Raw genomic sequence first — 24,674 nt, 5'->3', positions numbered from 1 at the left:
TGCGACCGATGGAGTGACAGCGATTGCACTCCGGCCCTGAGTCGGAACCTCACCTTCGTGTCATCATTGCCCATCCCGACTGCAAACGCTTGCATTAACCGTGGAGACGCTGCTACCTTCGCGAGCAGTGTCGGTGGCACGGAGTCGTGCCGGGAATCGGGAGTCGAAGATGACGCAACGCTCACTCGTACGCAGGTGGGTCGCCGCCGCAGTGACCGGAGGGCTCGCCGTCACGGCGTTGAGCTTCGCGCCCGGGCTCGGCCTCGCGGCCGTCGCAGCGGAGGAGCGCAGCTTCGCGCTCGTCGGCGACCTCCAGTCCGAGCTCGGATGCGCCGAGGACTGGACACCCGCCTGTGCCGAGACCGAACTGCTCGCGACGAACACCGCCGGCGTCTTCGCGGCCGAGTTCACGATCCCCGCGGGCGTCTGGAACTACAAGGTCGCCGTGAACGACTCGTGGGACGAGGCGTACGGGCTGAACGGCGGGGGAGACGACATCCCGCTGGCGGTCGCGGGCGACACGACCGTGCGGGTCGTGTTCGACGACACCCTCAAGAAGGTCGGCCTCGAGGTGGCACCGGCAAGCCTGGCCGGCGGTTACGACGAGGCATCCGACGCCGCGCTCGTCGCCGAGCCGGTGCGCCAGCCCGGCAGCGATGAGACCTTCTACTTCGTGATGACCGACCGGTTCGCGAACGGCGACCCGACGAACGACGAGGGCGGGCTCACCGGCGACCGCCTCGCGACCGGCTTCGACCCGACCGACAAGGGCTTCTACCAGGGCGGCGACCTCGCGGGGCTCCGCGAGCAGCTCGACTACATCGAGGGGCTCGGCACGACGGCGATCTGGCTGACGCCGAGCTTCAAGAACCGGCCAGTGCAGGGCGAGGGTGCGAACGCGAGCGCCGGCTACCACGGCTACTGGGTCACCGACTTCACCCAGATCGACCCGCACCTCGGCACGAACGCCGAGCTCGAGGCGCTCATCGCCGACGCGCACGAGCGCGGCATCAAGGTGTACTTCGACATCATCACGAACCACACCGCCGACGTCATCGACTACGAAGAGCAGAACTACGACTACATCGATCAGGCGACGAGCCCCTACCTCGACACCGAAGGCGCCGAGTTCGACCCGGCCGACTTCGCCGACGCCGACACCGGGGCCGATTTCCCGACGCTCGATGCGGCGACGAGCTTCCCGTACACGCCGAAGCTCACGGCCGACGACGCCGACCTCAAGGTGCCGGCGTGGCTCAATGACCCGACGCTCTACCACAACCGCGGCGATTCGACGTGGGAGGGCGAGTCGGTCACGTACGGCGACTTCTCGGGCCTCGACGACCTCATGACCGAGCACCCGACCGTCGTGAACGGCTTCGTCGACGTGTACGAGCAGTGGGTCGACCTCGGCATCGACGGCTTCCGCATCGACACCGCCAAGCACGTGAACTTCGAGTTCTGGCAGCAGTGGGCGAGCGAGGTGCTCGACTACGCGCACGCCGCCGGAAAACCCGACTTCTTCATGTTCGGCGAGGTCTACGACGCCGACCCGGTGAAACTCAGCCCCTACGTGCGCAAGACCGACATGAACTCGGTGCTCGACTTCACCTTCCAGTCGCAGGCCGTGAGCTTCGCGGCCGGCAACTCGGCGAAGAACCTGCAGTCGCTCTTCGCGGGCGACGACTACTACACGACGCCCGACTCCTCGGCGACGGCGCTGCCGACCTTCCTCGGCAACCACGACATGGGTCGTGTCGGCCATTTCCTTCAGTCGACCGGCGCCCCGCTCGAGCGCGACGAGCTCGCCCACGAGCTCCTCTTCCTGATGCGCGGCCAGCCCGTCGTCTACTACGGCGACGAGCAGGGCTTCGCCGGCACCGGCGGCGACAAGGACGCCCGCCAGTCGCTCTTCGCGAGCCAGGTGACCGAGTACCAGAACCAGCAGCTCGTCACGGGCGAGCAGGCCGGCAGCGTCGACCGCTTCGGCACGGATGCCCCGCTCTACGAGCACATCGCCGCACTCTCGGCGCTGCGCCAGGCGCACCCCGCACTCGCGACGGGCGCGCAGATCGAGCGCTACGTCGACAACGGCGCGGGCGTGTACGCCTTCAGCCGGGTCGATCGCGACGAGAAGCGCGAGGTCCTCGTCGCCGCGAACAATGCGGGCGAGGCGCGCACCGCCCTGGTGCCGACGCTCACGAAGGGCGGCTCGTTCGAGGTGCTCTACGACGGCGGCACGGGCGGCGCCGGCACGGCGGCCGTCACCGCCGACGCCGACGGCGTGGCCTCCGTCACGGTGCCGGCCCTCGGCACCGTCGTGCTGCGCGCCGACCGCGAGGTGAGCGCCCCCGACGCGGCCGAGGCGATCTCGCTCGCGGTGCCCGCGGCGGGTGCCGGCGTCTCGGGCGTGACCCCGGTCGCCGCCGACGTCGCCGACGCCACCTGGCAGGAGACGAGCTTCGCGTGGCGCGTTGCCGGCGCGACTGGCGACGACGCCTGGCACGCGCTCGGCACCGCCGAGGACACGAGCCCGCGGGTGTTCCACGACACGGCCGGCATTGCGAAGGGCACGCTCGTCGAGTACCGCGCCGTCTCGACCGACGCAGCGGGCAACCGCTCGGCGGCGAGCACGTACGCGAGCGTCGGCAACGCCGTGAACCTCGCCGACGGCGGCGAGGAGCCCGAGCAGCCGATCGACCTCGTCACGGTGCCCGGTTCGCACAACAGCGAGATGGGCTGCGCCGGCGACTGGGCGCCCGGCTGCGAGGCGGCGAAGCTCACGCTCCGCGCCGACGGCATCTACGCCGGCACGTTCGAGGTGCCGGCAGGCGACTACGAGTACAAGGTCGCCCTCAACGGCAGCTGGGACGTCAACTACGGCGCGAACGGCGAGCAGAACGGCGGCAACGTCACCTACTCGACCGACGGCACGAAGCCGGTGACGTTCTACTGGAACCCCACGACGAAGGTCGTCTCGTCGACCGCCGAAGGCCCCACGGTGACGCTGCCCGGCAGCTTCCAGCAGGAGGTCGGATGCCCCGGCGACTGGCAGCCCGACTGCCTCGCTTCGCTCATGCAGGACGGCGACAAGGACGGCGTCTACACATTCGCGACCTCGAAGATCCCCGACGGGGCCCACGAGGTGAAGGTCGCACACGGGCTCGGCTGGGACGAGAACTACGGCGTCGACGGCGCCCCCGGGGGTGCCAACTACACGTTCACCGCGACCGGCGGCAAGCTCGTCGAGTTCCGCTACACGCTCGCGACGCACGTGCTCGAGATCGTCGTCACCGACCCGCCGCTCGCGGGCAGCGGGCAGTCGCAGGCGCACTGGGTCGACGAGCAGACGATCGCCTGGCCCGCCGCCCTGCTCGGCGGTGCGAAGGCCGAGGATGCCACGTGGTCGCTCGAGCACGCACCTGACGCGGGCCTCGGGGTGACCGACGGCGAGGTCACGGGCGGCGGCGAAGCCGTCGAGCTCGAACTCGACCCGGCTGGCCTCTCCGAGGCGCAGCTCGAGAAGTTCCCGGCGCTCGAGGGATACCTAGCGGTGCGGGTCGTCGGCGCCGACCGCGCCGACGTCGCCGACCTCCTCACCGAGGAGCTCGCGGTCGCGCAGCGGACGGGCGGATCGGGCGGCGACGGCGATGCCCTCACCGCCTTCACCGGGGTGCAGCTGCCCGGCGTGCTCGACGCTCTCTACGCCGACGCCGTGGCATCCGCCCCGCTCGGCACCGACTGGAACGGCGACGAGGCGACCCTCACCCTGTGGGCGCCGACGGCGCGCGAGGTCGCGCTCGAGCGCTGGGATGCCGGAGCGATCGGCGACCCCGAGCGCGTCGCCGCGGTGCGCAACGACGCGAGCGGCACCTGGTCGGTCGACGGCGTCGCCGCGGGCGACGAGTACCGCTGGTCGGTGGAGGTGTTCGCGCCGTCGACGGGGAAGGTCGAGTCCAACTCGGTGACCGACCCGTACTCCGTGGCCCTCACGACGAATTCGGCGCGCACGGTCGTCGTCGACCTCGACGACCCGGCGCTCGCCCCCGAGCAGTGGGCGAAGACCCCGGCGCCCGTCGTCGAGCGCCCCGTCGACCGGGCGATCTACGAGAGGTGTACAACCACACCGCCGAGGCGGGTCAGGGCCAGAAGTCGGTGCTCGACCGCATCGTGCCCGGCTACTACCAGCGGCTCAATGCGGTCGGCGCCGTCGAGACCTCGACGTGCTGCCAGAACGTGGCGACCGAGCACGAGGTCGCGCAGCAGCTCATGGTCGACTCGGTCGTGCTGTGGGCGAAGGAGTACAAGGTCGACGGGTTCCGCTTCGACCTGATGGGCCACCACTCGAAGGAGAACATGCTCGCCGTGCGGGCCGCGCTCGACGAACTCACTCTCGAGGCCGACGGGGTCGATGGCAAGGCCGTTTACCTCTACGGCGAGGGCTGGAACTTCGGCGAGGTCGCGAACGACGCCCTCTTCGAACAGGCCACGCAGGGCCAGCTCGGCGGAACCGGCATCGGGACCTTCAACGACCGGCTGCGTGACGCGGTGCACGGCGGCAGCCCGGTCGACGGCACGTCGACGTTCACGCAGGGCTTCGGCACGGGGCTCGGCACCGACCCGAACGGCCGGCCCGGCACGCCGTCGCAGGCCGATCAGCTCGCCGACCTCGCGCACCAGACCGACCTCGTGAAGCTCGGCCTCGCGGGCAACCTGCGCGGCTACGAGTTGACGGATGCCACGGGCGCGACCGTGCGCGGCGACCAGCTCGACTACCGGGGTTCGCCGGCCGGCTACGCCGACCAGCCCGACGAGGTGATCAACTACGTCGACGCGCACGACAACGAGACGCTGTACGACCTCTCGGTGTTCAAGCTGCCGCAGGGCACCCCGATGGCCGACCGGGTGCGCATGAACACGCTGTCGCTCGCGACGGTCACCCTGTCGCAGTCGCCCTCGTTCTGGCACGCAGGCACCGAGCTGCTGCGCTCGAAGTCGCTCGACCGCAACAGCTACAACTCGGGCGACTGGTTCAACAGGGTCGACTGGACGGGCCAGGAGTCGACCTTCGGCTCGGGCCTGCCGGGCGAGGCCGACAACGGCGGCAAGTGGCCGGTCATGGCGCCGCTCCTCGCCGACCCCGCGCTGAAGCCGACCGCGGCCGACATGGCGGCGGCCGAGGCATCCGCCCTCGACTTGCTGCGCGTGCGCTCGTCGGTCGACCTGCTGCAGCTGGGATCCGCCGAACTCATCGAGCAGAAGGTCTCGTTCCCGAACAGCGGGCCGGGCGCGACGCCGGGCGTGATCGTCATGCAGATCGACGATCTCGTGGGCGATGACGTCGACCCGTCGCTGGATGGCGCGCTGGTGGTGTTCAACGCCTCGCCGGCGGCCGTCACCCAGACGGTCGGCGGGCTCGCCGGGCGCGACTTCGCGCTCGCCGAGGCGCAGGCATCGGGCGCCGACGAGGTCGTGAAGCAGACCGCCTGGGATGCCGCGTCGGGCACCGTCACCGTGCCGGCCCGCAGTGTCGCCGTGCTGGTCGACGAGCAGCCTCCGCCCGCGGTCGCGACGCTCGCCCTCGGCGCGCCGAACAAGCTCGTCGCGAAGTCGGGCTCGGCCGTGAAGTACGTCGCGAAGGTCGTCGCGCTCGACGGCTCGACCCCGACGGGCACCTTCGCGGTGTACGAGGGCGGCACGAAGCTCGGGACGGTCGAGCTCACCGCGGAGGACGAGGGCCGGGTGAACCTCAAGCTGCCGAAGCTCGGTCGCGGCCTGCATCTCGTGCATGCGGTCTTCACCGGTGACGAGGGCTACGCCGACACGCAGACCGTGCCGGTGCCGATCCTGCTGTGGTGACCCCTGCTGGTCGAGGAGCGCCCGACGAAGGAGGACGCGTCTCGAGACCTGGTGACCCGGTCTCGAGACGCGTCGCCGCTGCGCGTCGGCGCTCCTCGACCGGCGAGGATTCGTCGCTCCCGCAGTCGCTCAGGCCGGGAACGGCGGTTCGACCCCGCACGACATGAAACTGCCGACGATGTCGTCGCCGTGCGCGGCGAAGATCTCGTCGATGCCCTTGCCGTCTGAGGCTTTCACCTCGTTGTTCGGATTGCTGGACCCGAGCGTGCCGTCTTGGCCGTTCGCGCCCTTGATCTTGATGGTGAACGAGCTCGGCGCGCCGGTCTCGGCGTAGGCATCGAGCACGCATTCGGCATCGGCCTCGGGGAGGCCGAACGTGAGCTCCTCGACGTGCACGGTGAACCAGGACTGCGAGTTCGACGCCCCGGCGTTGCCCTGCTCGGAGCGGTTCGGGTTGAAGCACTCGTGCGCGTAGGCGCCGGCGCCGGTGACGAGCACACCGGCCGCGGCGAGCGCGACGCCCGCCGTGATGTTGGTCAAGGTCCGCTTGGACATGTGATTCCCTTCGGGTGGGTTCGAGGCGCGCGCGCCCGGGCGGCGCGCGCACGACCTCAACCGTCGTGCCGGCGTGCGGGTGCGGCATCCGTGCTCACCCTGATGCGCCGCGATCGTGTCGACATCACCGACCCCCATTGCTGGGGGTGGTGTGGGGGAACCGACATCGAAGGGCCGCGGCGAATCGCCGCGGCCCCATGATGATGCGCCCGTGATCAGGCGCAGCGCTTGAGCTTCGCCACGCCGTCGGTGAGCACGCCCTTGCCGCCGAGCAGCACGACCTTCGCGGGCTGCGCCTTGTTCAGCGAGTCGAGCACGACACTCGGGATGCAGTTGCGCTGCACGAGGAAGAGGGGGCCGTTCTGAGCTGCGAGCGAGCCGCCCGCGAGCGCGTCGGCGTAGCCGGTGCCCACGGCGAGATACGCGACGTCGTAGTCGCTGCCGAAGTGCTGATCGTTCAGCTTCACGCCCGTCTCGTAGCGGTCGCTGCCGTTGAAGCGGTACATCGTCGCGTGCAGGCCGCCGAGCTGCTTGAAGATTCCGGCGGACACGGCGCCGGTGCCGCCGATGACGGCGGCGAACTTGGGGCCGTTCGCAACGATGGCGTTCTTCGTCGCACTGTCGAGCGACGAGCGCTTGCCGTCGACGAGCAGCACCGGGGCCCCGAAATCGCCGGCGACCGGAGCGGCCGTCAGCGCATCGGGGAAGTCGCGACCGGTCGCAACGAACGTTGCGCCGTTGTACCACGGGCCGAATTGCGCGATCGCAAGGCTCGTGTCATAACGGTCGGCGCCCGAAGCACGGTTGAGTTCGCCGACGAGCTTCGAGAGCTGGTTCTCGACGTTCTTGCTGACGGCGCCGGTGCCGCCGGCGATGAGGATCTCACGGGGCTTCAGTCGCTTGATCTCATTCACCACACCCGCGGGGATGGAGTTCTTCTGCACGAGCAGCAGCGGGCTCTCATACGACGAGGCGAGCGCCGAGACGCTCAGCGCATCGGGGAACGCCTCGCCCGTCGCGATGAAGACATGGGTCGGTCCGGCCGGGAACTTCTTCGAGATCGCGACGGCGGTCTGGTAGCGGTCTGCGCCGGACAGACGCTCGATCTGGGGCGCCCAGGCTGCGGAAGCGGGCGCAGCAGGGCCGGCGATGGCGCCGGAGAGGGCGGCGACCGTCGCGGCGGCAGCCAGCATGGTCGTGAAACGTCGAGTTCTGGTGGTCATCATGGCTTTCGGGTCGAATCGGGCGGACTCGGCAAACCTAATCGATCGGTCGGGCCGTGTCGGTGCAGGGGTCACTGCGCGTCGCGGAGCCGCAGTACGTCGTGACAGCGGCCGAGCCGTTCGAGCCACCAGTCCACGCGCTCCTCGGCAGCCGCGTAACGGTCGAGCAGCTCGGGGTCGGGCGTGACGCGGCGCACCGCGATCGACCCGTCTTCGGGAACGAGCGGTGCGCGCGTGACATCCGCTGCGAGCAGTGACGCCGTGCCGAGCCCGCAATCGAATTCGAGCGTCGGCACCGCCGCCGCGAGGTGCGCGCCCATCGCGAGTCCGATGCTCGTGTCGAGCGCGCTCGACACCACGACCGGCAGGCCGGCCGCCTCGACGATCGCGAGCGCCCGGCGGATTCCGCCGAGCGGTTGCGCCTTGATGACGAGGAGGTCGGCCGCGCCCGCCTCGGCGACGGCGAGCGGGTCGTCGGCACGCCGCACGCTCTCGTCGGCCGCGATCGGGATGCCCATGTACCTCGTGCGCCGACGGATCTCGGCGAGCTCCTCGACCGTCGCGCACGGCTGCTCGACGTACTCGAGGTCGAAGGGCGCGAGCGCGTGGATGGCGTGCTCGGCCTCGTCGACGTTCCAGCCGCCGTTCGCGTCGAGACGGACGCGCCCCTCCGGGCCGAGGGCTTCGCGCACGGCGCGCACGCGCGCGACGTCCTGGGCGAGGGTCTGGTCGGCGCCGGCCACCTTCACCTTCGCGGTGCGGCAGCCCGGGAAGCGGGCGAGCACCGCCGGCACGCTGTCGGGGTCGACGGCGGGAACGGTCGCGTTCACGGGGATCCGGTCGCGGAGCGCCGCCGGCTGCGCGTTCCAGCCGAAATCGATCGCGGCGGCGAGCCAGGCGGATGCCTCGTCGTCGTCGTATTCCGCGAAGGGGGAGAACTCCGTCCAGCCCTGCGGGCCCTCGATCAGCACGGCCTCGCGAACCTCGATGCCGCGGAAGCGGGTGATGAGCGGCAGCGCGACCACTCGGGCGGTGCCGATCAGCTCGTCGAGGCGCGGCACGGGTGCGGGGTGCGGCAGTGGTGCGGCGGCGCTGGCGTCGGTCATGCACCCATCGTGGCACTGCGCGAGCCGCGACGCGCGGTCTCCAGACTCAGGTGCCGGCGACGGGGCGGCCGACGATCATCGAGGCGAGCAGTTCGGGTTCGAACTCGGCGGCGGTCTCGGGATCGAGCTGCACGCCGGTGCCGTCGAGCACGGCGGTGAAGAAGCAACGAGCGGCAACGGCGAAGACGACATCGGCGATGTCGGTGTCGGAGAGGCCGAGGGCGCGCAGCCGCTCGACGTCGGCGCGCCGGATCGCCGCGGCATCGGTGGCGACGGCCGTCGCGAACTCGTACAGCGCGCGATCGAGCTCACCGAGATTCGCGCCGTCGGGCCGTTCGGAGATCGCCCGCATCGTGGCGTCGTCGTCGCACGCGTCGCGCAGGAACTTCGAGTGCGCCGCCGTGCAGGCGGTCGAGCGTCGCGCCCGTGCCGCGGCGATCGTGACGATCTCGTACCTGCGGCGATCCATGCCGCCCCGGATCGCCAGGTTGAGGGTCTGCCAGGCGGCGGCCACCCCGGGGCGATGCGAGAAGCTCGCGGCGTAGTTCGGAAGGAACCCCCAGATGCCCCGCTGGGTCTCGTAGTACTCGGCGACCTCGCCGTCGGCCTCGGCCTCCGCCACCCCCGTGATGAACATGCTCCGAGTATCCACCTCGGAGACGGCGGCGGCTACGGGCATGCAGGGTTCGGGGCATGAGGGCAGCCCGTCGGATCACCCGCAATAGGCTTGGAGCATGAGCACCGAGGTCTCCGAACTGTTCGATCCGAGCGAGTGGGCCGCGGCTCCCGCGGGTGCATCCTTCACCGACATCACCTACCACCACTCGATCGACGGACGCATCGCCCGCGTCGCGTTCGACCGGCCCGAGGTGCGCAACGCGTTCCGGCCGCACACGGTCGACGAGCTCTTTCATGCCCTCGAAGACGCGCGCACGAACTCGCGCATCGGCGTGGTGTTGCTGACGGGCAACGGCCCGAGCGCGAAGGACGGCGGCTGGGCGTTCTGTTCGGGCGGCGATCAGCGCATCCGCGGGCGCGACGGGTACAAGTATGAACCCGACCAGCGGGCTGGGGAGACGCGAAGCGCCGTCTCGAAGCCGGGCGAGCGAGGGGGTTTCGAGTCGTCTCCTTCGTCGCCTCCTCGACCCGCGGCGGCGAGCCTCGGACGTCTCCACATCCTCGAGGTGCAGCGACTCATCCGCTTCATGCCGAAGGTCGTCATCGCCGTCGTGCCAGGCTGGGCGGCGGGCGGAGGCCACTCGCTGCACGTGGTCTGCGACCTCACGATCGCTTCGCGCGAGCACGGGCGCTTCAAGCAGACCGACGCCGATGTGGGCTCCTTCGACGCCGGCTACGGCTCGGCGTACTTCGCCCGCCAGATCGGGCAGAAGTTCGCTCGCGAGGTGTTCTTCCTCGCCGAGGAGTACTCGGCGGATCGCGCGTACGAGATGGGCGCGGTGAACCGGGTCGTGCCGCACGCCGAGCTCGAGCGCGAGGCGATCGCGATGGCGCGCACGGTCCTCACGAAGTCGCCCACTGCGATCCGCATGCTGAAGTTCGCGTTCAACGCGGTCGATGACGGCATGGTCGGCCAGCAGGTGTTCGCGGGCGAGGCGACGCGGCTCGCCTACGGCACCGACGAGGCCGTCGAGGGCCGCGACGCCTTCCTCGAGAAGCGCGACCCCGATTGGGGTCCCTACCCGTGGCACTACTGATGCCGGTTATCGCGAACCGGCCGAGCCGGTGTCGGTGGCGTCGGTGAAACCGCTCATCGGGGTTCGGGCGTCGGATGTCCCGGAGTTGACGCGTGCGCTCGCCGCCGCCCTCGACGGAGGACCGGCCGTCTGGCCCGCCCCGCAGCCCGCCGCCGACCATCTGATGTCGCACAATCGGTCGGCATTCGCGCCTGATGGCGGCAGTTCGCGCGACATCGCGGGCGAGGTCGGCGACCGGGTCGCGCTCGTCGTGGAGACGAGCGGTTCGACGGATGCCCCGAAGCGGGTGCTGCTCTCGGCCGACGCGCTCGTCGCGAGCGCCGACGCCACGCACGACGCGCTCGGCAGCACGGGGCAGTGGCTGCTCGCCCTCCCGGGTCATTACATCGCGGGCGCCCAGGTGATCGTGCGGGGGCTCGTCGCCGGCACCGAGACCGTGTCGCTGTCGCCGGGGGCATTCGATCCGACGGCGTTCGCCGAGGCATCCGCTCGCATGCACGACCACGTGCCCCACTACACCTCGCTGGTGCCGACGCAGCTCGCGCGCCTGCTCGACGCCGCCGAGCGCGACGCCTTCGTGGGGGCCGCGCTGCGCTCGTTCGACGCGGTGCTCGTCGGCGGGCAGGCGCTCGCGCCCGCGCTCGCCGAGCGGGCCGAGCACGCAGGGGTGCGCGTAGTGCGCACCTATGGATCGAGTGAGACGGCGGGCGGATGCGTCTACGACGGCACTCCCATCGGCGACACGAGGGTGCGCTTCGACGGCGGGCGCATCGAGCTCGCATCGTCGAGCCTCGCCGACGGCTACCTCGGCGACCCCGAGCGCACGGCGGCGGCGTTCCGCACCGATCGCGACGGCACGCGGTGGTACGTCACCGGCGATCTCGGCGAGTTCACCGCCGATGGGCTGCTGCGGGTACGCGGACGCGCCGACGACGTGATGATCTCGGGCGGCGTGAAGGTCGTACTCGGCGAGGTCGAGCGCGCGGTGCGCGCGGTTTCGGGCTATGCCGAGGCGGTCGTCGTCGCGGTGCCGGATACCGAATGGGGCGAGCGCGCAGCGGTCGCGGTCGCGGGCGACGTGGGCGACGAGGCATCCGCCCTGCTGACGCTGCGAACGGCGACGGATGCCGCGGGCCTCGCCCCCGCCGCCCGACCCATGCGACTCGTGGCCGTCGACCGACTGCCGCTGCTCGTCTCGGGCAAGCCCGACCGCCGCGCGATCGCGGCACTGCTGTCGGACTAGGAGCCGACCGCCGCAGGCTCCGCGGACACCGCATCCGTTTCGGCCTCGGCCAGGCGGCGCGCCTCGTCGAGGTGCGCCTGGACGGCCGCCCGCCGGGGGAGCAACAGGCTCGCGAGCGCCGCGATGCCGAAGCCGGCCACGGCGACCCACACCGACGCCTGCAGCGCGGTGAGCACGTGCTCGCGGCTCCAGTCGTCGCCGACCACCGAGAAGAAGACGGTCGTCGAGATCGCGACGCCGGCCGCGGCGCCCAGCTGTTGGAACGTGCTGTAGGCGCCCGATGCCGCGCCCGCGTCTGAGACCGGCACCGTCGCGAGCGCCACGTCGACGAGCGGGATGATGAGCAGCGCGAGCCCGAGGCCCGACAGGAGCATGGGCCAGACCGCCGCCCACCCGGTGAAGTCTGCCCCCGTGTCGGCGACGATGGCGAACACCCAGACCACGCCGGCGGCCATGATCACCGCACCGATCGTGACGAGGTACTTGCCGACCTTCGCCACCAGCGGGATCACCGCACCCGTGCCGACGAGCGCGCCCAGGCTGAAGGCGAGCAGGTTGAGCCCGGCGGTCAGCGCATCGAAGCCGAGCCCGACCTGAAGGTAGATGATGAACGGCAGCGTGAAGGCGTTGAGCGAGCCCTGGAAGGCGGCCTGGGTCACGATGCCGGCCGAGAATCCGCGATCGGCGAAGAGCGGCATGGGCAGCAGGGCCGAGGCGTCGCGGCGCATGCGGCGGCGCGAGTAGGCGACGAAGATCACGAGCAGCAGGGCGCCGGCGGCGACCGGGATCCAGAGCCAGGCGGGCCAACCGAGCGTCTGGCCTTCGACGAGCGGAACCATGAACGCGAGGATGACCGCCGTGAGCAGCACGACGCCGACGAGGTCGAGGCGCATCGGACGCGACGAGCGCGTCTCTGGCACGAATCGCGCGGCGAGCGCGAAGATCACGATGCCCACGGGAACGTTGATGAGGAACACGCTGCGCCAGCCGAGGCCCCAGAGGTCGGCGTCGACGAGCCATCCGCCGAGTACCGGCCCGGCGACCGCCGCGATGCCGGCCACGCCGCCGATCAGGCCGTACATCGGCGCGCGCTCGCGCGGCGTGAAGAGTGCCTGCACCGACGCGAGCAGCTGCGGCACCATGAGGGCTGCGAACAGTCCCTGCGCGATGCGGGTGGCCACGAGCACGTCGCCCGACCAGGCGGCCGCCGCCGCGGCCGACGCGAGGGTGAAGCCGGCGATGCCGACGAGGAACACGCGCCTGCGGCCGAACAGGTCGCCGAGCCGCCCGCCCGTGATCAGCGCGACCGCGAACGCGAGCAGGTAGCCACTGACGATCCATTCGAGCTGCGCCTCGGTCGCCTCGAGGTCGGCGCCGATCGACGGCAGGGCCACCTGCACGATCGTGACGTCGAGCAGATCCATGAACGAGGCGAACAGGAGGATGCCGATGGCGAGGCCTCGGCGCGGGGTGGTGGTGGTCATCCTCGTCGTCCTTTCGTAAGCTTGAGTTGTTCCGGGCCGGGATAGTCCCGGATCGAGATAATCCCAAACAGGGATAATCCCATATCGGAGAGAATAAGTGAGCCCAACGCGAATGTCAACCAAGGCCGAGGTGAGCGGGCGCATCGTCGAGCTCTTGCAGCTCGTGATCGCGTCGTCGGTCATGACCAACGAGCGCATCGCCCGGTCGATGGGCGTCAACGTCGTCGACCTCCAGGCACTGGGCTTCATCGCCCGCAGCGGCGAGCCCATGACCGCCGGTGAGGTGAGCCAGCTGACCGAGCTGCCGACGAGCACCACGACGCGGGTGCTCGACCGGCTCGAGAGGCAGGGCCTCATCGAGCGCTCGACCGATCCGAACGACCGGCGGCGCGTCGTCGTGCACCTGCGCCCCGGTGCGCTCGCCGGAACCGGCACGGGCGGCGAGGACGACCCGTACCGCAGCCTCCTCGAGGGCATGCGCCGCGTGCATGAGGGCTTCACCGTCGCCGAGCTCGAGGTGGTCGCCCGCTATCTCGACGCGGTGAAAGAGGTGCGCTGAGCTCTCCGGGTTGCGGAGGGAGCGCGGTTTCGAGACGGCGCTGGCGCGCCTCTTCAGCGGCTCGGGCACGCCTCGCGAATTAGCATGGTGTCGTGGCCCGCCCGAAACCCCAACGGATGAATCCCGCCGACGACCTCGCGAAGCGTTCGCGCACGCACGGCCGATCGGGCAACCCCGCGAAGGCTGCGAGCCCGCGTGCCGCCGGTGCAGCCGGCCCCGCGACCGCCGCCGACTGGATCTCGGGTGCGCGCCTGCGCACGCTTCCGCTCGCCATCGCGCCCGTCGCGCTCGGCACGGGGGCGGGGGTCATCGCGATGGCCGACGGGCCGTGGCATCCGGCGCGCGCGCTGCTCGCCCTCGTCGTCGCGCTCGCCCTGCAGATCGGCGTCAACTACTCGAACGACTACTCCGACGGGGTCCGCGGCACCGATGACCACCGGGTCGGGCCTCGGCGGCTCACCGCCTCGGGCGCCGTGAAACCGCGGCACGTGCTGGTGGTCGCACTCTCGTTCTTCGCGCTCGCCGCGCTCGCCGGGCTGGCCCTCGTCGTCATCACCCAGCAGTGGTGGCTCATCGCCGTCGGTGCGGCGGCGATCGTCGCGGCCTGGTTCTATACCGGCGGCAAGCGGCCCTACGGCTACGCGGGGCTCGGCGAGGTCTTCGTGTTCGTCTTCTTCGGGATCGTCGCGACGGCGGGCTCGGCGTTCGTGCAGGCGCTCACCGTGAACCTCGAGGCCTGGCTCGGCGGCGTCGGCGTCGGGCTGCTCGCGTGCGCCGTGCTCATGGCGAACAACCTGCGCGACGTCGAGCAAGACAGGGTGGCGGGCAAGCGCACCCTCGCGGTGCTCATCGGACCGCTCGCCGGGCGCATCCTGTTCGTGCTGTTCACGCTCGTGCCGTTCGGCATCGCCGTGTTCTTCGCGTTCTTCTACCCGACGGCGTGGCTCGTGCTCTTCGCACTGCTCGCCGCGGTGCCGGCCTGCGTCATCGTGCTCACCGCGAAGACGGCGCGCGAACTCATCCTCGCGTTGCAGCTCACCAGCATCACCGCACTGCTCTACGGGGTCGGGCTGGGGCTGGCCTTCGCGTTCTGACGCCCCGACCGCGCTGCGGTCACTCGGCGGCGCGCTGCTCGGGTGCAGCGGGCTCGTCTGCAGCGGCGATCGCCGCATCCTCGGCTTCGTCGTCTTCACGTGCGAGCGGCTTCTCACGATTGCGCGCGGCGTAGATCTCGTTCGACATCGACTCGCGCGGGCGGCGCAGGAAGAGGAGCGAGGCGCTGAATCCGAACACCGCGGCGACGAGCGCCGAGATCCACGGGGTCACCCCCGCGATCAGGAGGACGGCGAGCGGCACGGCGAAGAGGAGGACTCGAATCGTCGTGTACCAGATCCAGACGGGCACGGATTTCACCCTGACAGTGTAGGTGCGGTGTCTGAAGGCGGCTCCCAGCCAGCCGTGACCCGGCGAGCCTAGACTGGCACCATGGCCCGGCTGCTCTTCGGACTCGGCGTCGCCGCCGTGATCTTCACGGTCTACGCGGTCGTCGACTGCGCACTGCTCGACCGGCTGCGCATCCGAGGGTTGAAGCGCGGCTGGTGGATCGTCGTGATCCTCGTCGTGCCCGTCATCGGCGCTGTGCTCTGGTTCCTCGTCGGTCGCGGCGGCTCCGTGAACCGCCCCGCCGGGCGCAGCCGCACCGTCGCCCCCGACGACGACACCGACTTCCTTCGTCGCCTGGGCGACGACGCCGTGCAGGCCGATCGCATCCGCCGGCTCGAAGAAGAGCTCGCCGAGCTCGACGGCGAGACGGATGCCTCGGCCGGAGGCCCCGGCGCGGGCCGCAAGGCAGAACCCGGCAAGCGGCCCGACAACCCCGACGCCCCCGGCACGCCGGGTGAGACCGGCCCGTCGCCCCGGCCGAATGCCTGAGTCGGTGCCGACGGCACCGGCGACCGCGTTCTCGGTCGCGCTGCTCGAGGAGTTCGTGCGCGCCGGTGTGCTCGACGTCGTCGTCGCCCCCGGTTCGCGTTCGCAGGCGATCGCGCTCGCCGCGGCGGAGTTCGAGCGGCAGGGTCTCGTGCGCCTGCACGTGCGTCTCGACGAGCGGGGGGCCGGCTTCCTCGCCCTCGGGCTCGCGGTCGAGGCGGGTCGTCCGGCGCTCGTCGTGACGACCTCGGGCACCGCCGTCGCGAACCTGCACCCCGCGGTGCTCGAAGCGCATCACTCGGGCGTGCCGCTCGTGCTCCTCACAGCCGATCGCCCGGCGGAGCTCCGTGGCATCCGCTCGAACCAGACCACGATGCAGCCCGGCATCTTCGCGGGCGCTGTGCGCCTCGAGCGGGACGTCACCGCGCCCGAGGGGGCGCCGGGGGAGTCGCTGTTCGCGGCGAAGCTCGCCCGAGAGGTCGTCGCGGCGGCCCTCGGCCGCGACGCCGACGGCGGGCTCATCGCCCACCCCGGCCCCGGGCCGGTGCACCTCAACCTGCAATTGCGCGAACCGTTGTCCTCGCCGTGGAGTGGGTCGAGGAGCGACGAAGGAGCGTCTCGAAGCCCGGGCGCCGGTGGTTTCGAGACGGTCGCTTCGCTCCCTCCTCAGCCCGCTGATCGACCCGTCGGTGCCCTGATCGCCCGCGGACCGCGCACCCTGGTCGTCGCCGGGGCGGGCGCCGGCCCCGAGGCCGAGGCGTTCGCTCGCGACGGCGACTGGCCGCTCGCGGCGGAGGTCACGAGCGGTGCGCATTTCGGGCCGAACCTCGTCGTCGCGTACCGCGATCTGCTGCGAGAGCCGGGCTTCGGCGATGCGGTCGAGCGGGTGGTGGTGTTCGGGCATCCGACACTGTCGCGCGAGGTGCCGGCGCTCGTGCAGCGCGACGACGTCGAGACGATCGTCGTCGCGCCGTCGGGCATCGAATGGTTCAACCCGGGCAGGCGCGTGCGCCGGTTCGAGCGCGCCGTGCACGCCGAAACCGTGACGCCCGCCGCGCCGCAGACCGCCGAGGAGCGCAGCTGGGTGCGCCGCTGGGTGCACACGAGTCGCATCCTCGTCGAGGCCGGCCTGCCGCCGGCCGCGCCCGCCGTCGCCGAGGGAATCGACGAGACGGGGCACGTCGGCGACCTCGAACTCCACCGCGAGTTCATGCGCGCCCAGCTCGCCGCCGCCCGCGCGCCGATCACCCGCCGCATGCTCGTCGACGCCATCTGGGGCGCGACGTGGCCGCACGACCGGCTCGTGTTCGGGGCATCCCGCCTCATTCGCGACGCCGACCGGGCCGTGCCCGGCCGCCGCATCACCGTGCACGCCAATCGCGGCCTCGCGGGCATCGACGGCACGGTCGCGACCGCGCTCGGCATCGCGATCGCCAGCCAGACGGATGCCCCGACTCAAGAGCCGGTTGAGGAGCGCACGACGAAGGAGGACGCGTCTCGAAACCAGCAGGGCTTCGAGACGCTCCTTCGTCGCTCCTCAACCCACTCAGAATCGGACCTCACCGCCAAGCTCGCTGCGGCCGAGCAGGCCGAGCGGTCGATCGCGGCTTGGGCGGAGGCATCCCGTGGCGGTGCAGCCGACTCAAGCACGACCCGCGCGCTGATCGGCGACCTCACCCTGCTGCACGACGTCGGGTCGCTGCTGCTCGGCGCGGGCGAACCGCGACCCCGGCTCCTGCTGATCGTCGGCAACGACGGCGGCGGCACGATCTTCGACGCCCTGGAGGTGGCCGCGACGGCACCGGCCGACGCCTTCGACCGCGTGCAGTTCACGCCGCAGCAGGTCGACCTCGCAGCGCTCGCCACGGCCTACGGCTGGTCGTACTCGCGGGCGTCGACCCGCGCCGAACTCGACGAGGCACTCGGCACGCGCGTCGACGGCCCGACGATCCTCGAGGTTCCGCTGCCGCGCTGAGCCGCGCGGCGCGCCGCCGTGCCGCGTCGGCGGGCGGGCGAGAGTTGCCGTGGCATCCGGCCGACCGGCAGGATGGCCGCATGAGCCGCGAATCGTTCTGGACCGCCGACCCCGCCGAACTCCTCCGGGTCGCTGCCGGGTTCCGCCTGGCCGACGTCGACCCGCAGGCGCACCCCGGCTTCGACGGCGGCAAGCGCGATGCGAAGGCGGCGCTCGCCGAAGGCGCCGGCATCCTCGCCGAACTTCAGGAGCAGTTGTTCGCAGGCAGCCGCATGGGCGGCCACAAGCGGAGGGTCCTCCTCGTGCTTCAGGCGATGGACACTGCGGGCAAGGGCGGCATCGTCAAGCACGTGATGGGCGCGGTCGACCCGCAGGGCGTGCAGCTCGCGGCGTTCAAGAAGCCGACCGAGGAGGAGCTCGGCCACGACTTCCTCTGGCGCGTCAGCAAGGAGACGCCCGGCCCGGGCATGATCGGCGTCTTCGACCGCTCGCACTACGAAGACGTGCTGATCGGGCGCGTGCGCGAACTCGCCCCGCCCGCCGAGATCGAGCGCCGCTACGACGCGATCAACGAGTTCGAGCGCGGGCAGGTCGCGAACGGCACGACGATCATCAAGGTGATGCTGCACATCTCGGCCGACGAGCAGAAGCAGCGCCTCCAGGAGCGGCTCGACCGACCCGACAAGAACTGGAAGTTCAACCCCGGCGACATCGACGAGCGTCTGCTCGCGCCCGCGTACCGCGAGGCGTACCAGGTGGCATTCGATCGAACGTCGACGGCGGATGCCCCGTGGTTCGTCGTTCCCGCCGACCACAAGTGGTACGCGCGGCTCGCGGTGCAGCACCTGCTCATCGACGCGCTCGAGACGATGGGGCTCGAGTGGCCCGTGGCCGACTACGACGTCGCCGAGCAGCGGGCGCGTCTCGCGGCGAGCTGAGCGTCTGAGTGGATCGAGGAGCGAAGCGTCTCGAGATCCGGAGTGGGCGGTTCCCGGGGTTTCGAGACGGTCGCTGCGCTCCCTCCTCAACCCGCTGTGGGCCGTTCCCGGGGTTTCGAGACGGTCGCTGCGCTCCCTCCTCAACCCGCAGGTCCGCCGCACGAGCGTAGGCTTGCGAGGTGAGTCAGACGCACGCCCCGGCGCGCCTCGTCGTCAGGACGGTGGCCGTCGATGAGACCGAACCCCTGATTCCGCGCACCGACCCGCGCCACCCGCTCGTCTGGATGCGCCGCGGCGAGGGCATCGTCGGACTCGGCGAGGTGCTGCGCGTCGAATCGTCGGGCCCCTCGCGCATCGAGGACGCCGCCTCGGCGTGGACCTCGATCGCCGCCGACGCCGACATCGACGACCGGGTCGGGCTGCCGGGCACCGGCCTCGTCGCGTTCGGCGCGTTCGGGTTCGCCGACGAGTCGGAGGCGACGAGCGTGCTCATCGTGCCCGAACTCGTCATCGGCCGCCGCGACGGTCGCGCCTGGGTGACGCGAATCGGCTTCGAGACGCCCACCGAGGTGACCGTCCCCGAGCCCGCACCGAAGCGGCAGGTTCCGCGGGTCGCGTTCGAGCCGGGTTCGCTGCCGCCCGAGGCGTACGAGTCGGCCGTGGCCGAGGCGGTGCGCCGCATCGATGTCGGCGAATTCGAGAAGGCGGTGCTCGCGCGCCAGCTCGTCGGCACGTTGGGCGACGACGCCGGGCTGCGGGCGACCATCAACCGCCTCGCCGAGGATTACCCCGACACCTGGGTCTTCGCCGTCGACGGACTCATCGGCGCGAGCCCCGAGACGCTCGTGCGGGTCGACCACGGCACCGTTTCGGCGCGGGTGCTGGCCGGAACGGCGCCGCGGGGCGCCGGCGAGGCATCCGACCGCGACCATGCCGCTGCCCTCGCGGCGAGCGAGAAGAACCTCGCCGAGCATGCGCTCGCCGTCGCGAGCGCCGTGCAGCGGCTCGAACCGCACACGACCCGCCTCGACACGAGCCCCGAACCGTTCACCCTCCAGCTGCCGAACCTGTGGCACCTCGCCACCGACCTCAAGGGCACCCTTGGCGACGGTTCGAGCTCGCTCGACCTCGTGAAGGCCGTGCACCCGACGGCCGCCGTCGCGGGCACGCCGCGCAAGATCGCGCTGCACGCGATCGCCGAGCTCGAGGGCTTCGACCGCGGGCGGTATGCGGGCCCCGTGGGGTGGGTCGACGGCGACGGCGACGGCGAGTGGGCGATCGCGCTGCGCTGCGCACAGGTCGATCCCGACGGCACGGTCACGGCGTATGCCGGTTGCGGCATCGTCCACGATTCGGTGCCCGCCGACGAGCTCGCCGAGACCGACATGAAGTTCCGGCCGATCGTCGAGGCGTTCGGCGGGTAGCGGCCTTCTGCATGCGCATCGCGGGATGCTGCGCCTCACTGAGTTCCGCTGCATGCGCGGCTGGGGGAGTGGCACGTCTGGAGAGCGCGACCACACGACCATACGACCACGCCTGGTTTCGGCTGGAGGTCGACGCAGCGTCGGGGCGCCGGAGAGGGGGTGCTCGGGCCGGCGACCGGGTGGTCAGGGGATCCGCCGCTCGGCGAGAGAGCCCCGGTAGAATCGGGGGATGACCCGCGCAGACCTCGGCAAGGACCCCCGCGAGGTGTCGGCGATGTTCGATCGCGTCGCCGCCGCGTACGACCGCACCAACACCGTGCTCTCGGTCGGCAACGCCCCCCTCTGGCGGGTCGCGACGACGCGCGCGGTCGATCCGAAGCCGGGCGAGCGCATCCTCGACGTCGCCGCCGGCACCGGCACCTCGAGCGCGAGCCTCGCGAAGTCGGGCGCCTCGGTCGTCGCCGCCGACTTCTCGCCGGGCATGATCGAGGTCGGTCGTCGCCGGCAGGCGCAGGTGCCCAACCTGGTCTTCGTCGAGGCGGATGCCACGAAGCTGCCCTTCGACGACGACGCCTTCGATGCCGTCACCATCTCGTTCGGCCTGCGCAACGTCAACGAGCCGAAGCTGGCGATCGCCGAGTTCTTCCGCGTCACGAAGCCCGGCGGCCGGCTCGTGATCTGCGAGTTCTCGACGCCGCCCACGCCGTTCGTGCGGTTCGGCTACGGCGTGTACCAGCGCTACGTGATGCCGCCGCTCGTGAAGCTCTCGAGCTCGAACGACACCGCCTACGAATACCTCAACGAGTCGATCAACGCGTGGCCGGCGCAGCCCGAGCTCGCCGCCTGGATCCGCGAGGCCGGCTACACCGACGTCGCCTGGCGCAACCTCACCATGGGCGTCGTCGCCCTGCACCGCGCCCGCAAGGCTGGTTGAGGAGGCGCGCCGGCGCCGTCTCGAAACCTGGGGCGTGCGCGCGGCCGGTTTCGAGACGCTCGCTGCGCTCGCTCCTCAACCGGCTCGGGTGACGCATCGCTGATGCGAGCGCGCATGCGGGCACCGGTAGGCTGGTGAGCGTGAATCCGAGCCACCCGGTCGCCCGTCGCGGCTCCGCGCTCGCCGCCAACCTGGGTCTGAGCGAGCGGGTCTTCGCGTCCGCAGCAGACAAGGCCATGGCGCGGGCGATCGACGCCGGCATCGAACGCGTCGAATCCGGACTCGTCAGTGAGGTGCAGTTCGCCGACTCCATCGCCGACGTCTCGACGAGGTATCTCCTCGAAGCCGGCGGCAAGCGGGTGCGGCCGATGCTGACCCTGCTGACTGCCCAGCTCGGCGCGGGCGCGACCGACGACGTGATCACCGCCGCCGAGGCGATCGAGATCACGCACCTCGGTTCGCTGTACCACGACGACGTCATGGACGACTCCGACCGTCGCCGCGGCGTCCCGGCCGCGCACGCGGTGTGGGGCAACTCGGTCGCCATCCTCACCGGCGACCTGCTCTTCGCCCGGGCCAGCCAGTTGATGGCGAGCCTCGGCGAGCGGGCGATCCGCATGCAGGCCGACACCTTCGAGCGGCTCGTGCTCGGCCAGCTGCACGAGACCGTCGGCCCGACCGAGGCCGACGATCCGATCGAGCACTATATCCAGGTGCTCGCCGACAAGACCGGCTCGCTCATCGCGGCGGCCGCGCAGTCGGGCGTGGTGTTCTCGGGAGCCGACCCCGCCTACGAGGCCCCCATCGTCGAGTTCGGCGAGAAGGTCGGCGTCGCGTTCCAGCTCATCGACGACGTGATCGATCTGTCGCCGCAGCCCGAGGAGACCGGCAAGGTGCCCGGCACCGACCTGCGCGCGGGCGTGGTCACGCTGCCGCTCCTGCGGCTCGCCGAGATGGCGAAGACCGACGAGGCATCCGCCGATCTGCTCGCCCGCATCGAGCGCGACGTGGTCACCGTGACCGCGGCGACCGCCGACCTCGGCGACCCGCTCGACACGAACACGCTCGCCTCGCGCATCGTGCCGTCGCGCGCGACGGTCGACGCGATCGTCGCCGAGCTGCGCGAGCATGAGGCCACCCGGGCGACGCTCGCCGAGGCGCACCGCTGGGCCGCCGAGGCGGTCGAGGCGCTCGCCCCGCTGCCCGAAGGAAGTGTGAAGAAGGCGCTCACGCGATTCGCCGAGACGATCGTCGAGCGGCAGAGCTGACGGCGGCGCCGACGCGTACGCCGTCTCCGAGGTCCGAAGGTTCGAAGGTTCGAAGTGAGGAGAGATGTGACGAGGAACAAGCTGCGACTGGCGATCGTCGGGGCCGGCCCGGCCGGCATCTACGCCGCCGACATCCTGCTGAAGGCCGAGCGCAACTTCGACGTGTCGATCGACCTGTTCGATCACCTCCCCGCGCCATACGGGCTCGTCCGCTACGGCGTCGCCCCCGACCACCCGCGTATCAAGGGCATCATCACGGCCCTCCGCGAGGTGCTCGACCGCGGCGACATCCGCATCTTCGGCAACGTGCGCTTCGGTGAGGACATCACGCTCGACGACCTCAAGAAGCACTACAACGCCGTGATCTTCGCGACCGGCGCGGTTCGCGACGCGTCGCTCAACCTCCCCGGTATCGATCTCGAGGGCTCGTACGGGGCCGCCGAGTTCGTGAGCTGGTTCGACGGGCACCCCGACTTCCCGCGCACGTGGCCGCTCGAGGCGCGCGAAGTGGCCGTCATCGGCAACGGCAACGTCGCGCTCGATGTGTCGCGCATCCTCGCGAAGCATGTCGAAGACCTGATGCCGACCGAGATCCCCCCGAACGTCGCGGCCGGCCTCTCCGCGTCGCCCGTGACCGACGTGCACGTGTTCGGCCGTCGCGGCCCGACTTCGGTGAAGTTCACGCCGCTCGAGCTGCGCGAGCTCGGCGAGCTGCGCGACGTCGACATGATCGTCTACGACGAGGACTTCGACTACGACGACGCCGCCCGCGCAGCGGTGTCGGGCAACAAGCAGGTCTTCGTCATCGACAAGGTGCTGAACCAGTGGCGCCAGCGCGAAGTCGGTGAGGCGAGCCGTCGCCTGCACCTGCACTTCTTCGCCAAGCCGCTCGAGATCATCGACGACGGCAACGGGCGCGTGGGCGGCATCCGCTGGGAACGCACCGCCCCCGACGGCGCCGGCGGGGTCGTCGGCACCGGCGAGATCCGCGAACTGCCCATCCAGGCGGTCTACCGTGCGGTCGGCTACTTCGGGTCGCCGCTGCCCGGCATCCCGTTCGACAAGAAGTTCGGCGTCATCCCGAACCACGAGGGCCAGGTGCTCACGCGCGACAAGGAGACCGGCGAGGCGCGGCAGATGTACGGCGTGTACGCGACCGGCTGGATCAAGCGCGGCCCGGTCGGCCTCATCGGCCACACCAAGTCGGACGCGATGGAGACGATCAAGCACGTCATCAACGACCTCGGCAACTGGTGGCGGCCCGAGTCGCCGTCGGAGGAGTCGGTGATCGAGTTGCTCGAGTCGCGCGAAATCCGCTGGACCGATCTCGACGGCTGGCACCGCCTCGACGAGCACGAGCAGGAGCTGGGCGGCGCCGAAGGCCGCAAGCGGGTCAAGGTCGTGCCCCGCGATGAGATGGTCGACATCTCGCGCGGAGAGGTCGCGTAGCGGCGGGTCTCGCCGGTCGCGTAGCGGCGGGTCCCGTCGGTCGAGGAGCTCGGGTCCCGTGGGTCGAGGAGCTCGGGTCCCGCCGGTCGTGGAGCGGAGCGTCTCGAGACCCCGACCTGGCACCTCCATCACGCAGGACGCAAGTGATAGTACTTGCTATATGGATGGCTCGGCTGAGCTTGTGGCGCGACTGCGCGCTGAGGCGGCGAGCGCCGATGAGCTTCATCGTCGATCGCGAGCCCAACTCGTCGGCGCCGTGCGCACGGGCGCCGCGGCGGGGCTCTCGCAGCGTGAGATCGCTGAGGCGATCGGGCGAAGTCAGCCTGAGGTCTCACGCCTGCTCCGGTTTCACGGCCGGTCGGAACTCGGTCGCCGACTCGGCGCGAATCGGTCGTCGGTGGTGCGGATCGCGGGCGATCATGGCGCCCGCAACGTGCGGGTGTTCGGCAGCGTCGCTCGAGGTACCGATGACGACCGATCCGATGTCGACCTGCTCGTCGACCTCGACGAGGGTACGGGGTTGTTCTCGCTCGCTCGGCTCGAGGTCGAGCTCGCCGAACTGCTCGGCACACACGTCGATGTCGTGCCGGCCCGCTCGCTACGATCGAATGTCGCAGACCAGGTGCTGAGCGAAGCGGTGCCCTTGTGAGTCGCACCGACGCAGAACTGGTGGGTGACGCGCTCGACCACCTGGCCGCGCTTCAGCGACATCTGGCGCGCGGCGACCTCGATGACGAGACGATCGCCGATGCGGTGAGCCTGAGATTGGCTGCGGCGATCGAGGCCATCGCGGCCACAAGCTCTGGCTTTCGAGACCGCGTCTTCGCTGACGACTGGAAAGTCATCTGGGCGACCCAAAACCGAATCGCGCAGGGGTACGCTTCGGTCGACCTCACGATCATTCGTGAGACCGTCGTGCACGACCTGCCAGGGTTCGAGTCGAAGCTGCGTCAGGCGCTCTGAAGCCGAATCGGCTGCGTCGTGCCCTGTGCACACGCGCGCGACGGCGCGCC

At 70.9% G+C, this 24,674-nt stretch carries 20 protein-coding genes and 1 pseudogene; 15 read left to right on the top strand and 6 right to left on the bottom strand.

The annotated features are described in order from the left end of the window. Positions 1–169: 169 nt before the first annotated feature. A pseudogene (locus H516_RS20930) lies at positions 170–5,553 on the top strand (alpha-1,6-glucosidase domain-containing protein); the annotation flags it as partial. Continuing rightward, entirely contained in the window at positions 5,536–5,859 is a 324-nt protein-coding gene (locus tag H516_RS22935) for an Ig-like domain-containing protein (protein WP_245561788.1), read from the top strand. The pseudogene H516_RS20930 and the gene H516_RS22935, both read left to right, overlap by 18 nt. A gap of 129 nt (positions 5,860–5,988) precedes the next feature. Here the strand turns inward: H516_RS22935 and H516_RS0108945 are convergent, their stop codons facing one another. From H516_RS0108945 to H516_RS0108930, 4 genes are all read right to left on the bottom strand, one after another. Next, on the bottom strand, positions 5,989–6,414 hold the full coding sequence (locus H516_RS0108945) for a hypothetical protein (protein WP_022889381.1): 426 nt from the start codon (positions 6,412–6,414) through the stop codon (positions 5,989–5,991). Positions 6,415–6,629: 215 nt separating this feature from the next. Beyond that, positions 6,630–7,637: a cell wall-binding repeat-containing protein gene (locus H516_RS19335; RefSeq protein ID WP_169513512.1), complete on the bottom strand. Its 1,008-nt coding sequence runs from the start codon at positions 7,635–7,637 to the stop codon at positions 6,630–6,632. Between the two features lie 71 nt (positions 7,638–7,708). After that, positions 7,709–8,743 (bottom strand): o-succinylbenzoate synthase, encoded by a 1,035-nt coding sequence (locus H516_RS0108935; protein ID WP_022889379.1) that lies wholly within the window; start codon positions 8,741–8,743, stop codon positions 7,709–7,711. A gap of 46 nt (positions 8,744–8,789) precedes the next feature. Continuing rightward, positions 8,790–9,380 (bottom strand): carboxymuconolactone decarboxylase family protein, encoded by a 591-nt coding sequence (locus H516_RS0108930; protein ID WP_022889378.1) that lies wholly within the window; start codon positions 9,378–9,380, stop codon positions 8,790–8,792. A gap of 97 nt (positions 9,381–9,477) precedes the next feature. Here H516_RS0108930 and H516_RS0108925 point away from each other — a divergent pair, with 97 nt between their 5' ends. After that, positions 9,478–10,458 (top strand): 1,4-dihydroxy-2-naphthoyl-CoA synthase, encoded by a 981-nt coding sequence (locus H516_RS0108925; RefSeq protein WP_022889377.1) that lies wholly within the window; start codon positions 9,478–9,480, stop codon positions 10,456–10,458. A gap of 43 nt (positions 10,459–10,501) precedes the next feature. Then, on the top strand, positions 10,502–11,701 hold the full coding sequence (locus H516_RS0108920) for an AMP-binding protein (protein ID WP_245561770.1): 1,200 nt from the start codon (positions 10,502–10,504) through the stop codon (positions 11,699–11,701). Here H516_RS0108920 and H516_RS0108915 read toward each other — a convergent pair. After that, a complete protein-coding gene (locus tag H516_RS0108915) occupies positions 11,698–13,185 on the bottom strand; it encodes an MFS transporter (RefSeq protein WP_022889375.1) in 1,488 nt (495 codons plus the stop codon). The two genes, H516_RS0108920 and H516_RS0108915, sit on opposite strands and share 4 nt — an antisense overlap. Before the next feature lie 112 nt (positions 13,186–13,297). Here H516_RS0108915 and H516_RS0108910 point away from each other — a divergent pair, with 112 nt between their 5' ends. Both H516_RS0108910 and H516_RS0108905 read left to right on the top strand, forming a co-directional pair. Next, a complete protein-coding gene (locus H516_RS0108910; RefSeq protein WP_022889374.1) occupies positions 13,298–13,744 on the top strand; it encodes a MarR family winged helix-turn-helix transcriptional regulator in 447 nt (148 codons plus the stop codon). 116 nt (positions 13,745–13,860) lie between these two features. Beyond that, positions 13,861–14,838 carry a 1,4-dihydroxy-2-naphthoate polyprenyltransferase gene (locus tag H516_RS0108905; protein WP_022889373.1) on the top strand — a complete coding sequence of 326 codons (978 nt, stop codon included), beginning with the start codon at positions 13,861–13,863 and terminating at the stop codon, positions 14,836–14,838. A gap of 19 nt (positions 14,839–14,857) precedes the next feature. On the opposite strand, the gene H516_RS0108900 is transcribed toward H516_RS0108905, so the two are convergent. After that, positions 14,858–15,157, bottom strand: coding sequence for a DUF4229 domain-containing protein (locus tag H516_RS0108900; protein ID WP_022889372.1), 300 nt, complete (start codon positions 15,155–15,157; stop codon positions 14,858–14,860). A 72-nt stretch (positions 15,158–15,229) separates the two neighbouring features. Here H516_RS0108900 and H516_RS19330 point away from each other — a divergent pair, with 72 nt between their 5' ends. The 9 genes from H516_RS19330 (at position 15,230) to H516_RS0108855 (ending at position 24,624) form a co-directional block, all read left to right on the top strand. Further along, on the top strand, positions 15,230–15,676 hold the full coding sequence (locus H516_RS19330) for a PLDc N-terminal domain-containing protein (RefSeq protein WP_022889371.1): 447 nt from the start codon (positions 15,230–15,232) through the stop codon (positions 15,674–15,676). Next, positions 15,669–17,648, top strand: coding sequence for a 2-succinyl-5-enolpyruvyl-6-hydroxy-3-cyclohexene-1-carboxylic-acid synthase (gene menD, locus H516_RS0108890; RefSeq protein ID WP_026378603.1), 1,980 nt, complete (start codon positions 15,669–15,671; stop codon positions 17,646–17,648). Before H516_RS19330 ends, menD begins: the two co-directional genes overlap by 8 nt. An 80-nt stretch (positions 17,649–17,728) precedes the next feature. Continuing rightward, the gene (locus H516_RS0108885; protein WP_022889369.1) at positions 17,729–18,586 is read left to right on the top strand and encodes a polyphosphate kinase 2 family protein; all 858 of its coding nucleotides are present in this window, start codon (positions 17,729–17,731) and stop codon (positions 18,584–18,586) included. A 179-nt stretch (positions 18,587–18,765) separates the two neighbouring features. After that, complete coding sequence (locus H516_RS0108880; protein ID WP_022889368.1) at positions 18,766–20,010, top strand: isochorismate synthase; 1,245 nt, start codon at positions 18,766–18,768, stop codon at positions 20,008–20,010. A gap of 229 nt (positions 20,011–20,239) precedes the next feature. Beyond that, positions 20,240–20,944: a class I SAM-dependent methyltransferase gene (locus H516_RS0108875; protein ID WP_022889367.1), complete on the top strand. Its 705-nt coding sequence runs from the start codon at positions 20,240–20,242 to the stop codon at positions 20,942–20,944. A 140-nt stretch (positions 20,945–21,084) separates the two neighbouring features. Then, complete coding sequence (locus tag H516_RS0108870; protein ID WP_026378602.1) at positions 21,085–22,212, top strand: polyprenyl synthetase family protein; 1,128 nt, start codon at positions 21,085–21,087, stop codon at positions 22,210–22,212. A gap of 66 nt (positions 22,213–22,278) precedes the next feature. Beyond that, a complete protein-coding gene (locus H516_RS0108865; RefSeq protein ID WP_022889365.1) occupies positions 22,279–23,661 on the top strand; it encodes an FAD-dependent oxidoreductase in 1,383 nt (460 codons plus the stop codon). 160 nt (positions 23,662–23,821) lie between these two features. Beyond that, positions 23,822–24,310 (top strand): nucleotidyltransferase domain-containing protein, encoded by a 489-nt coding sequence (locus tag H516_RS0108860; RefSeq protein WP_022889364.1) that lies wholly within the window; start codon positions 23,822–23,824, stop codon positions 24,308–24,310. Continuing rightward, the gene (locus tag H516_RS0108855) at positions 24,307–24,624 is read left to right on the top strand and encodes a HepT-like ribonuclease domain-containing protein (RefSeq protein WP_022889363.1); all 318 of its coding nucleotides are present in this window, start codon (positions 24,307–24,309) and stop codon (positions 24,622–24,624) included. The genes H516_RS0108860 and H516_RS0108855 overlap by 4 nt, the downstream gene beginning before the upstream one ends. Positions 24,625–24,674 lie beyond the last annotated feature (50 nt).

This window comes from Agromyces italicus DSM 16388 (assembly GCF_000421545.1).
Classification (GTDB): domain Bacteria; phylum Actinomycetota; class Actinomycetes; order Actinomycetales; family Microbacteriaceae; genus Agromyces; species Agromyces italicus.
The sequence above is the reverse complement of the archived record's forward strand: the minus strand, read 5'-3'. Positions and strand labels throughout refer to the sequence as shown.

Excerpts from the sequence above, each read along its gene's own strand:
- H516_RS0108910 (WP_022889374.1), top strand. The coding sequence starts at position 13,298 with ATGTCAACCAAGGCCGAGGTGAGCGGGCGCATCGTCGAGCTCTTGCAG.
- H516_RS0108945 (WP_022889381.1), bottom strand. The coding sequence starts at position 6,414 with ATGTCCAAGCGGACCTTGACCAACATCACGGCGGGCGTCGCGCTCGCC.
- menD (WP_026378603.1), top strand. The coding sequence starts at position 15,669 with ATGCCTGAGTCGGTGCCGACGGCACCGGCGACCGCGTTCTCGGTCGCG.
- H516_RS0108930 (WP_022889378.1), bottom strand. The coding sequence starts at position 9,380 with ATGTTCATCACGGGGGTGGCGGAGGCCGAGGCCGACGGCGAGGTCGCC.
- H516_RS0108885 (WP_022889369.1), top strand. The coding sequence starts at position 17,729 with ATGAGCCGCGAATCGTTCTGGACCGCCGACCCCGCCGAACTCCTCCGG.
- H516_RS19335 (WP_169513512.1), bottom strand. The coding sequence starts at position 7,637 with ATGACCACCAGAACTCGACGTTTCACGACCATGCTGGCTGCCGCCGCG.
- H516_RS19330 (WP_022889371.1), top strand. The coding sequence starts at position 15,230 with ATGGCCCGGCTGCTCTTCGGACTCGGCGTCGCCGCCGTGATCTTCACG.
- H516_RS0108905 (WP_022889373.1), top strand. The coding sequence starts at position 13,861 with ATGAATCCCGCCGACGACCTCGCGAAGCGTTCGCGCACGCACGGCCGA.
- H516_RS0108875 (WP_022889367.1), top strand. The coding sequence starts at position 20,240 with ATGACCCGCGCAGACCTCGGCAAGGACCCCCGCGAGGTGTCGGCGATG.
- H516_RS0108915 (WP_022889375.1), bottom strand. The coding sequence starts at position 13,185 with ATGACCACCACCACCCCGCGCCGAGGCCTCGCCATCGGCATCCTCCTG.
- H516_RS0108935 (WP_022889379.1), bottom strand. The coding sequence starts at position 8,743 with ATGACCGACGCCAGCGCCGCCGCACCACTGCCGCACCCCGCACCCGTG.
- H516_RS0108860 (WP_022889364.1), top strand. The coding sequence starts at position 23,822 with ATGGATGGCTCGGCTGAGCTTGTGGCGCGACTGCGCGCTGAGGCGGCG.
- H516_RS0108925 (WP_022889377.1), top strand. The coding sequence starts at position 9,478 with ATGAGCACCGAGGTCTCCGAACTGTTCGATCCGAGCGAGTGGGCCGCG.